The sequence below is a fragment of the Streptomyces durbertensis genome (genome assembly GCF_014156695.1).
In the GTDB taxonomy this organism is placed as follows: domain Bacteria; phylum Actinomycetota; class Actinomycetes; order Streptomycetales; family Streptomycetaceae; genus Streptomyces; species Streptomyces durbertensis.
On the sequence record NZ_WMLF01000759.1, the window covers coordinates 1 to 1,334 of the forward strand.

A 1,334-nucleotide genomic window follows, 5' to 3' on the forward strand; every position below is an offset into this window, starting at 1 on the left:
CTTCTGCCTGGGGGCGGGGCTCGCCCGGTTGGAGATGCGGATCCTGCTGCGGGAGTTGCTGACGCGGCTGCCTGGGGTACGGGCGTGTGGGGATCCGGTGCTGGTGCCGTCGTCGTTCGACCACCGGGTGGCGTCGTTGCCGTTCGCGTTCGACTGACGGGGAGCGGACGGGCTGGTTCCCGGGTCGGTGGGGGGTCGGTGTGCGCCCGCCGGCTGCCTTCGTGGGCGGCCGGCGGGCGGGTGTCAGGCGACGAGGCTGCCGGGGGCGCTGGCGTTCTGGGGGGTGCCGGCGACGACGCGGGCGGCCGCGGCGAGTCGGTTGACGGCTTCGGTGGCCAGTGGTCCGGAGACGGTGAAGGGCAGGCGTACGTAGCCTTCGAAGGCACCGTCGATGCCGAAGCGGGGGCCGGAGGGGACGCGGACGCCGAGGCGTTCGCCGGCTTCGGCGATACGGGAGCCGGAGAGTCCGCCGGTGCGGGTCCACAGGGTGAGGCCGCCGGTGGGGACGGTGAACTCCCAGTCGGGCAGGGTGGCGCGCAGCGCGGTGACGAGGGCGTCGCGGTTGGTGCGGGCGATGTCGCGGCGGTCGGCGACGGCCGCGGCCCAGGCGTCCGTGGTGAGCAGGTGGGTCAGGGCGAGTTGTTCGAGAACCGGGCTGCCGAGGTCGGCGTAGGCGCGGGCGGCGACGAGGCGGCGGACGATGTCGGGGGCGGCGCGGACCCATCCGATGCGGATGCCGGCCCAGATGGCCTTGCTGGCGGAGCCGAGGGTGATGACGGCGGAGCCGGCGGGGTCGAACGCGGCGACCGGGCGGGGCATGTCGGCGGCGGTGTCGGGGTCGAGGGCGAGGTCGGCCATGGTCTCGTCGGCGATGAGGAGGGTGCCGGCGGCGCGGGCGGCGGCGACGAGGTCGCGGCGCTGCTCCTCGTCGGCGAGGGCGCCGGTGGGGTTGTGGAAGTCGGGGATGACGTAGGCGAGTCGGGGCGCGGCGGCGCGTAGGGTCTGGTGCCAGGCGGCGAGGTCCCAGCCGCGGTGTTCGGCGGCCATGGCGACGGGGACGAGGCGGGCTCCTGACTCGCGCAGGAGTTGGAGGATGTTGGCGTAGGAGGGGTGCTCGACGGCGATGCGTTCGCCGCGTGGGGCGAGGTGGTGGCAGAGGGCGGAGGCGGCGCCCATGGCACCGGTGGTGACCATGATCTGTTCGGGCATGGTGGGGACGCCGCGGGCGGTGTAGCGGTCGGCGAGCGCCTGGCGGAGGCTGGGGAGGCCGGCCGGGTAGTCGCCGTGGGTGTGGGTGTAGGGCGTGAGTTCGGAGAGGGCGGCTTCGAAGGCCC

General features: G+C 75.0%; 1 protein-coding gene. It reads right to left on the reverse strand.

Annotated elements, in window-relative coordinates; all coding sequences use genetic code 11:
- Positions 1 to 243: 243 nt before the first annotated feature.
- Positions 244 to 1,334: aminotransferase-like domain-containing protein (locus GL263_RS26590; protein WP_182858286.1), on the reverse strand; the 1,091-nt coding region annotated here is incomplete at its 5' end.